The 374-nt window shown below is 42.8% G+C and carries 2 protein-coding genes; both read right to left on the bottom strand.

Annotation, left to right across the window (positions count from 1 at the left end):
- Window positions 1-157 (bottom strand): beta-ketoacyl synthase N-terminal-like domain-containing protein (locus tag AC2A4J_RS20415; RefSeq protein WP_484177306.1); only part of this gene is annotated, 157 nt, incomplete at its 3' end.
- Window positions 158-175: 18 nt separating this feature from the next.
- Window positions 176-374, bottom strand: a 199-nt coding sequence (locus AC2A4J_RS20410) for an acyl carrier protein (RefSeq protein ID WP_484177305.1), incomplete at its 5' end; no start/stop codon positions are given.

Genomic DNA, 374 nt, shown 5'->3' with positions numbered 1-374 from the left:
CCTTTAATTCTTCATCAGTGAAAAACGTAACGGATTCTTTCCCTTGCGATACATTTTCCCAAAACGCTTGCACATTCGGTGCCCCAGGAAACGTACCTGCTAATCCTACAACTGCAATTTCAAGTCCAGATTCGCTCCATTGCTCTTGATCAGACATACGCTGCATTTCTCCCATCTATTTTCGTTTTAATCTCTGTTTACGGCGGTTTTTCCCATCTGCCATCGCCTGTTTGCGGAGATTAGATGATTCAGTGACAGCTTGCTTTTCTTCCTTCACTCCATGTATCTTCTTCAGTTCTGCAGCCAATGACGCGATCGTTGGATGACTATACATCATGACCACTGGAACCTCTATCCCATAAATTGATTTAATA

The organism is Marinomonas sp. ATLA20 (assembly GCF_057180105.1).
Note: the sequence above shows the minus strand (reverse complement) of the source record. Positions and strands in the feature narration are given on the sequence as shown.